3 protein-coding genes and 4 rRNA genes are annotated in these 8,256 nt (G+C 45.0%); 5 read left to right on the forward strand and 2 right to left on the reverse strand.

Annotation, left to right across the window (positions count from 1 at the left end; genetic code table 11):
• From LNTAR_RS24365 to rrf, 3 genes are all read left to right on the forward strand, one after another.
• A 16S ribosomal RNA gene (locus LNTAR_RS24365) occupies positions 1-501 on the forward strand; the annotation flags it as partial.
• 319 nt (positions 502-820) lie between these two features.
• Positions 821-3,737, forward strand: a 23S ribosomal RNA gene (locus tag LNTAR_RS24370).
• Positions 3,738-3,866: 129 nt separating this feature from the next.
• Positions 3,867-3,981, forward strand: a 5S ribosomal RNA gene (rrf, locus tag LNTAR_RS24375).
• Between the two features lie 551 nt (positions 3,982-4,532).
• On the opposite strand, the gene LNTAR_RS24380 is transcribed toward rrf, so the two are convergent.
• A complete protein-coding gene (locus LNTAR_RS24380) occupies positions 4,533-4,889 on the reverse strand; it encodes a group I truncated hemoglobin (protein ID WP_007281449.1) in 357 nt (118 codons plus the stop codon).
• 69 nt (positions 4,890-4,958) lie between these two features.
• Positions 4,959-5,927, reverse strand: coding sequence for a bile acid:sodium symporter family protein (locus tag LNTAR_RS24385; RefSeq protein WP_007281450.1), 969 nt, complete (start codon positions 5,925-5,927; stop codon positions 4,959-4,961).
• 76 nt (positions 5,928-6,003) lie between these two features.
• On the opposite strand from LNTAR_RS24385, the gene LNTAR_RS24390 reads away from it, so the two are divergent.
• Together LNTAR_RS24390 and LNTAR_RS24395 are read left to right on the forward strand one after the other, a co-directional pair.
• Positions 6,004-7,221 (forward strand): permease, encoded by a 1,218-nt coding sequence (locus tag LNTAR_RS24390; RefSeq protein WP_162026461.1) that lies wholly within the window; start codon positions 6,004-6,006, stop codon positions 7,219-7,221.
• A gap of 324 nt (positions 7,222-7,545) precedes the next feature.
• Positions 7,546-8,256 (forward strand): 16S ribosomal RNA (locus LNTAR_RS24395); the annotation flags it as partial.

Raw genomic sequence — 8,256 nt, forward strand, 5'->3', positions numbered from 1 at the left:
AGGTGCTGCATGGCTGTCGTCAGCTCGTGCTGTGAAGTGTTCGGTTAAGTCCGGCAACGAGCGCAACCCATACCTTACTTGCTAACAGGTAATGCTGAGAACATTAAGGAGACTGCCCGTGTTAAGCGGGAGGAAGGTGTGGACGACGTCAAGTCAGTATGGCCCTTACACCCGGGGCTGCACACGTGCTACAATGGCCGGTACAAAGGGCAGCGACATAGTGATATGGAGCGAATCCCCAAAACCGGTCTCAGTACGGATTGGAGTCTGCAACTCGACTCCATGAAGATGGAATCGCTAGTAAATGGGCATCAGCTACGGCTCATTGAATACGTTCCCGGGCCTTGTACACACCGCCCGTCACATCATGGGAGCTGAGTTCACCCGAAGTCGTTGCGCCAACCTGCTTGCAGGAGGCAGACGCCGAAGGTGGGCTTAGTGACTGGGATGAAGTCGTAACAAGGTAGCCGTTGGGGAACCAGCGGCTGGATCACCTCCTTTTTAAGGAATGAAAAAGACTAACCTCTTTAAGACTTCGGTCTTTATAGAGTGCTTTTTACAAGACTTATTACCCCGTTACTATCGTATAATTCAAATATCAAGCGCTGAGAACAGCACTTCGATATAAGATCTTTGAAAGGAAGAAAACAATAGAATGAAAGAGTCAAAGTATAATTGAGGTCTTTTAACTTTTATAAGTTAAAGGAACCAACCAAAAAACAATTTATACCAAGATCGCAAACCAAAAGAATACAAGACAAAGAAAGACTTAGTAGAGATTAGGTGTGTCGCTGAAGATATTATTTTTAATATTTTTGGTGGACAAGCTAGTAAGGGTGTATGATGGATGCCTTGGCACTAACAGGCGATGAAGGACGCGTTAAGCTGCGAAAATCCTCGGGGAGCTGCAAAAGAGCTTTGATCCGGGGGTATCCGAATGGGGAAACCCAACTGGAGTTATGTCCAGTTATCCCTAACTGAATAAATAGGTTAGGGAAGCGAACCTAGGGAAGTGAAACATCTCAGTACCTAGAGGAAAAGAAATCAACCGAGATTGCGCTAGTAGCGGCGAGCGAACGCGCAAGAGCCTAAACCTAAAAGCATGCTTTTAGGGGTTGCGGGACCTGCAACATTGTATTGAAGAGATAGCTGAATAGTTTGGAAAATCCAACCACAGAGGGTGATAGTCCCGTAAGCGAAATTTCTTTAATATATAGCGGGTATCCCAAGTAGGGCCGGACACGTGAAACCCGGTCTGAATCAGGGAGGGCCACCTTCCAAGGCTAAATACTCGTTAGTGACCGATAGTGAACCAGTACCGTGAGGGAAAGGCGAAAAGAACCCCGTAAGGGGAGTGAAATAGAACCTGAAATCATACATCTACAAAGTGTGGGTCATCTTTATATGATGTACCGCATGCCTTTTGCATAATGAGTCTGCGACTTACTGTATACGGCAAGGTTAAGTTATTAAACGGAGCCGAAGCGAAAGCGAGTACGAATAGTGCGATTTAAGTCGTATGCAGTAGACCCGAAACTGAGTGATCTATCCATGAGCAGGTTGAAGCCCGAGTAACATCGGGTGGAGGACCGAACCATTGCGTGCTGAAAAACGCTTGGATGACTTGTGGATAGGGGTGAAAGGCCAATCAAACTCAGTGATAGCTGGTTCTCTCCGAAATAGCTTTAGGGCTAGCCTTGAGTGCTTCTTTACGGGGGTAGAGCTACTGATTTTTCGCGGGCCCTTACCGGGGTACCAACAAATATCAAACTCCGAATACCGTAAATTTATGAGCTCAGGAGTCAGTCTATGTGGGACAAGCCGCATAGACAAAAGGGAAACAGCCCAGATCGCCGTCTAAGGCCCCCAAGATGGGCTAAGTGGAATTAAGGATGTGGAGTTGCTTGGACAATCAGGATGTTGGCTTAGAGGCAGCCACCATTTAAAGAGTGCGTAATAGCTCACTGATCGAGTGATTCTGCGCCGAAAATAATCGGGACTAAAGCCCATTGCCGAAGACGCGACCCAGCTTGCTGGGGGTAGGAGAGCGTTCTATGCAGGAGTGAAGCTTGATGGAAACAACAGGTGGACCGCATAGAAGTGAGAATGCAGACATAAGTAACGAAAAACCGGGTGTGAATCCCGGTCACCGAAATCCGAAGGTTTCCTGGGCAAGGTTCGTCCCCCCAGGGTTAGTCGGACCCTAAGGCGAGGCCCAACGGCGTAGTCGATGGACAACAGGTTAATATTCCTGTACTAGCTAAGTGTAGTGATGAAGGGACGCGGAAGGAAAATGTTAATGACTGATGGATTAGTCATACCAAGCAGGCAATTCGTAGAGTAGGAAAATCCGCTTTACATAAGAACCAACTGTGATGGGGCGAAGAAACCCTCGGGTGGAACCGTCTAACATGGAACCATGCTGCCAAGAAAAGCTTCTAAGCGTCTGATGCTTAGTTATCCGTACTAAAACCGACACAGGTAGGAAGGTCGAGTAGACTAAGGTGCGCGAGAGAAACCACGTTAAGGAACTCGGCAAATTAGCCCCGTAACTTCGGGAGAAGGGGTGCCCCCTCAGGGGGGCCGCAGTTAAGAGGTCTGGGCGACTGTTTAGCAAAAACATAGCACTCTGCAAACTCGAAAGAGGAAGTATAGGGTGTGACACGTGACCAATGCCAAAAGGTCAAATGGAGAGGTTAGCCTTCGGGCGAAGCTTCGAAATGAAGCCCTGGTGAATGTCGGCCGTAACTATAACGGTCCTAAGGTAGCGAAATTCCTTGTCGGGTAAGTTCCGACCTGCACGAATCGTGTAACGATCCAGACACTGTCTCAACGTGGATCTCGGTGAAATTGTAGTTCCGGTGAAAATGCCGGATACCCGCAGATGGACGGAAAGACCCCATGAACCTTTACTGTAATCTGATATTGTTGTTCGGACTAATATGTGTAGCATAAGTGGGAGACTGTGAACTTGCGTCGTCAGGCGTTTGTGAGTCGTCAGTGAAATACCACCCTTATTAGTTTGGGCATCTAACCCCACGTCCGTGAATCCGGATGGGGGACAGTTTCAGAGGGTCAGTTTGACTGGGGCGGTTTCCTCCTAAAATGTAACGGAGGAGCTCGAAGGTCTACTCAGCATGGTCAGCAATCATGCGTAGAGCGTAAGGGTAGAAGTAGGCTTTACTGTAACACCGACAGGTGGAGCAGTTGCGAAAGCAGGACCTAGTGATCCAGCGGTGGAAAGAGGTATCGCCGTTGCTCATCGGATAAAAGGTACTCTGGGGATAACAGGCTTATCGCACCCAAGCGTCCATAGCGACGGTGCGGTTTGGCACCTCGATGTCGGCTCATCACATCCTGGGGCTGAAGAAGGTCCCAAGGGTCCGGCTGTTCGCCGGTTAAAGTGGTACGCGAGCTGGGTTCAGAACGTCGTGAGACAGTTCGGTCCTTATCCTCTGCGGGCGTAGGATATTTGATAGGAGCATTCCCTAGTACGAGAGGACCGGGAATGAGTGACCTCTGGTGTTCCAGTTGTACCGCCAGGTGCATTGCTGGGTAGCTAAGTCGCGAAAGGATAAGCGCTGAAAGCATCTAAGCGCCAAGCCCCCCTAAAGATGAGATATCCCAGGATTTATCCTCTAAAGGCTACAGGAAGACTACCTGTTCGATAGGCTGGAGATGTAAGCATAGCAATATGTTCAGTTGACCAGTACTAATCAGCCGTGAGGCTTGTCCACCTCTTTTTTAGTTGTCATCACTCGATGTCACCTAAAAAAGATAATAAGCACACACAAACTCAACTAAGTTAAGTCTTATGAGTTGCGATCTTATCTTTCATCACTAAGTTTTCTTCCCAACATTTTCCGGCTGGTAACCACAGCGGAGGAGCCACACCCGATCCCATCCCGAACTCGGTAGTTAAGACCTCCAGCGCCGATGGTACTGCAGTTAAGACTGTGGGAGAGCAGGTCGTTGCCAGCCTTTTTTTTGTGCTACCACACAGGTAGTTCAGGCTTCAAGCCGAAATTTTTAGAGCGCATATCTTAGGATATGCGCTTTTTTTTGTAGTATTACCACAAAGGCGGATGAGTCTATTAGATAGAAATCATCCTGCCCTAGAGGTAGATCTGGCTAAGTCCGGAAGTGCTACCACACAGGTAGTTCAGGCTTCAAGCCGAAATTTTTAGAGCGCATATCTTAGGATATGCGCTTTTTTTTGTGCCTAGATAGAGTCTAAGCAATAGGACTTATAGGACTTATAGGACTTATAGGACTTATAGGACTTATAGGACTTATAGGACTTATAGGACTTATAGGACTTATGGGACTTATGGGACTCGCTTGAGTTCAGCATTTAAGCGGGCAGGGATGCCCGCGCTCCCAGGGGAGATAGAATTTCAACTTCCGCATAGAATTCGGTGCGCCCAGCAAAATAAAGTATTTCCCTCAACTGCAGGCCGAAGGCCGATCTGTAGTGAGCTTGCGAATGATCTGTCAGCGTAGCGAACTGAGCACTTAGAAAAAACTGTAGATTAACGTGAAACTAAATCATCTCTTACTGTTTCAAGTATGCTCATGGCAGCAACAGTCGAGGAAGTATCTAAGTTGACTTTTTGTAAGGCTTTAAGCATGTTGTCTAGAGTGATGTCAAAGACTTCATTGGTGATTTTGAGATGGCTATGAGAGTCCTTTAATGATTGCCGTGTGTATTCCGGTATGCCTCCAAAAATGTAGGAGAGAAAAAAAGTTTGATGTGACTTTAAGGCTTCCAAGTCAATGTCTTTGAAGTAATCTTTTACTCTGTCATCATTTAACATAATAGGATAGAATTCATCTAAGAATTTTTCGATGCCTGGGACACCGCCAATTTTATGAAATAGTGATTGCATAACTCTCGCCTTTTACTGTTCCTTGATCTTTAAGGTAATGTCTTTGAAATAGAGAAGCAAAATTTCTTTTCAAGAGGAGAGTTTTTTCTGGGCCCATTTTTGAGCGATGAAGCTATCGAGATAGATTTGTATGAGGTGGTAAATCATCGTGGCGATAAGTGCGGTCGGAAAGTCTTGGGCAAAATGTGCTGACCAAATGGCGATTGCTAAGGGCAGTGTTTTTTGGCTACAGCAGATTGAGAATGAGCGGTTTTGAGCATCGGACATGGAGGTCCTTTTGCCGAAGAAATTAAATAAGAAAAGAGCACACAAGTGAATGATAGCTGACAGGACTGCGATGTAGAGGGCTTCATTGAGTGATCCGTTGAGGATTTCGTCTTTTTGTCCACCAGTATTCACAAAAATTACTGTGCCTAAGAAGAGTACAGGTAAGTATTTAATACTCAGGTTAAAGTTGTTTTTAGTTGTTTTTAGTTGTTTTCTTATGCCCCAGCCACAGAGCGCAGGGATGAAAACTGTGAGGGCTAATTTTTTTATTAAACTCAATGTGTCAATTTCAGCTGTAGAAGAGAGGTAAAGAGCGATAAGTAGGGGCGAAATAATGACAGCGCTACAGTTTAAGGCAATTGTGATAAATAAGGCTGCAGGTCGATCGCCTCCAGCTAGGTCTGAAATGACAATTCCCGACACGAGCGTGCAGGGCATGCAGCAGATGAGCATAAGTCCAAAATAGTTATCCTGACTCAAGTTAGCCAACTCTAAAACTCCGAAGGCGAGTAGTGGGAAGATCAAGAATGAAGCTAGCATACTAAAAGAGATGATCTTTAAGTTGTGAGAAAGATCAATTTTGTCTTTGGGGTTGAGTCCCAAGCCTTGGCATAAAAACACGCCAGCAATCAACCAAGGGGTGACACCAGCTAAACGCCAGGTTTCAGAAGTTTCAGGAAAAGCTAAAGCAGGCAGTGTTCCAGCGATCACGGCAATGATGATAATTTGTGAGTTAATGAACTTAAAAATCTTTTCTTTAAAATGACTCACGAGCTATCTCTTTAATTAATCTGCTTTGAGGTGATATTAATTGAATAATAAGTTTATTAAAGAGTATAGAGAAGATATGAATCGCTTTTTTGAAAGTTTTTGGGTTTTGAGTCAAGAATTGGCCTTCCCTTTATTTGCGGGTGCCGCAATCGCTGGCTTGGTTCACTTGTTTTTAGATAAGGAACAGATGACGAAGTACTTGTCCGGGCACAAATACGCGGTAGTTTTTAAGGCCGTTCTATTTGGTCTACCTTTGCCCTTATGTTCCTGCGGGGTCTTGCCCTTGGCAATTTCTTTGCGTTCTAAAGGTTTAAATAAGGGGGCGGTGAATGGCTTTTTAGTGAGTACACCTCAGACGGGTGTCGATTCCTTTCTTGTTGCAGCTAGTTTTTTCTCCTGGCCTTTTGCACTCATAAAATTGCTTTTAGCTTTGGTCTTGGGCTTAATAACTGGACTGACATCTTCTTTCTTTGACGAGGATGAAGAGTTTGTATCTGAGTACGAAAAAAAGAAAAATAAGAAGTCAAATAAATTACAGGCTTGGTGGGATCATAGTCTAGATGTCTTGCAATCAATTTGGTTTTGGCTATTCATTGGTCTTGTGATTTCCTCATTAATTTCTTTATTAACGGAACAATTTAAAGTAAACGAGCTCATGAGTTCGCTAGCGCTTTGGCAGCAAATGGGACTAATGCTTTTGGTTTCACTACCTTTATATGTTTGTGCTACTGCTTCGATCCCCATTGCAATGGGCTTTGTTATTATGGGGATGCATCCCGCTGCCGCCTTAGTTTTTTTAATTGCGGGGCCCGCAAGTAATGCGGCCGTCATTTTGCCACTATCAAAAATTCTTGGCTGGCGCCATGTCATGATTCAATTAATTATCGTTATCATAGGGTCATGCCTAGGAGCCTACTATTTTAGTTCTTACCTATCAGTGGTGGATCCCATGGGTCCCTCTCATCATCACGAATCCAGTTCTTGGTATCAAGTGACTGCCGCCGTTTTGTTGTTGAGCTTTTTTCTCAAGCAAATCTTCGAAGTTTGTAAAGATAAGTTTAATCAGGGACCAAAGCAGGGGGATGTCGAGTCTTATTCCATGGATGGGATCAATTGCCAAGCCTGTGTGAATAAGATAAAAAAGGCGAGTCAAACTTATTCGGAGCTGCAATTAGTGGAAGTTGATAAGGAGAAGAAGTTCATAAGTTTTCAAGCAGATGAGAAAAGCCGAGCTCTTTTTCTTAGCCAACTCGAAGATTTAGGCTTCACAAATATCCAAAAACGTGAGCCGTGAAGAAGTGCTTTTATACAGGATTTTGAACTGAAAATCACTTTTTTTCAAAAATAAGCTCAAAAATTGATTTTTTTTGAAAAAGCGGGTTGCAGAAAAATGAGCTTGGGGTATTATCACTCCCGTCGCTGAAATAAAGCGCACAATTTTAAGTCATCGAAAGTGAATGACACAGGTTCAGAAATGATCCCGAAAAGATGTTTGATAGTTGAATTATATGATAGTAACGGGCTCCTAAATCATTTAAATGATTTAAGAGTTAATTTTTTCGAGAGAAAACTCAATATAAAAATATAAGTAATTAAGTCGGATACAAACACAATCAATTGATTGGAGAGTTTGATCCTGGCTCAGAATGAATGCTGGCGGCATGGATTAGGCATGCAAGTTGAACGAGAAATTCACTTCGGTGAATGGAAAGTGGCGAAAGGGTGAGTAACGCGTGAATAATCTGCCCCTAAGTTTGGAACAACAGTTGGAAACGACTGCTAATACCGGATGTGACTATCAAGACGCATGTTTTGATATTTAAAGGTTACGCTTAGGGATGAGTTCGCGTGCCATTATGCTAGTTGGTAAGGTAACGGCTTACCAAGGCTATGACGGCTAGGTGGTCTGAGAGGACGATCACCCACACTGGGACTGAGACACTGCCCAGACTCCTGCGGGAGGCTGCAGTCGAGAATCTTCCGCAATGCGCGAAAGCGTGACGGAGCAATGCCGCGTGATCGAAGACGGCCTTCGGGTTGTAAAGATCTGTCAGGGGGGAAAAACGATGATGGTACCCCCAGAGGAAGCCACGGCTAACTACGTGCCAGCAGCCGCGGTAATACGTAGGTGGCGAGCATTATTCGGAATTACTGGGCGTAAAGGGTCCGCAGGTGGTTTACTAAGTCAGATGTGAAATTTCAGTGCTTAACACTGAACCTGCATTTGAAACTGGTAGACTAGAGTATGTGAGAGGTAAGCGGAATTTGTGGTGTAGCGGTGGAATGCGTAGATATCACAAGGAAGACCAAAGGCGAAGGCAGCTTACTG

Origin of the sequence: Lentisphaera araneosa HTCC2155 (assembly GCF_000170755.1) — a bacterium.
Taxonomy (GTDB): Bacteria; Verrucomicrobiota; Lentisphaeria; order Lentisphaerales; family Lentisphaeraceae; genus Lentisphaera; species Lentisphaera araneosa.

What these genes read in the sequence shown, in the direction of transcription:
- LNTAR_RS24380 (WP_007281449.1), bottom strand. Translation starts at nt 4,889, where the DNA reads ATGCAATCACTATTTCATAAAATTGGCGGTGTCCCAGGCATCGAAAAA.
- LNTAR_RS24390 (WP_162026461.1), top strand. Translation starts at nt 6,004, where the DNA reads ATGAATCGCTTTTTTGAAAGTTTTTGGGTTTTGAGTCAAGAATTGGCC.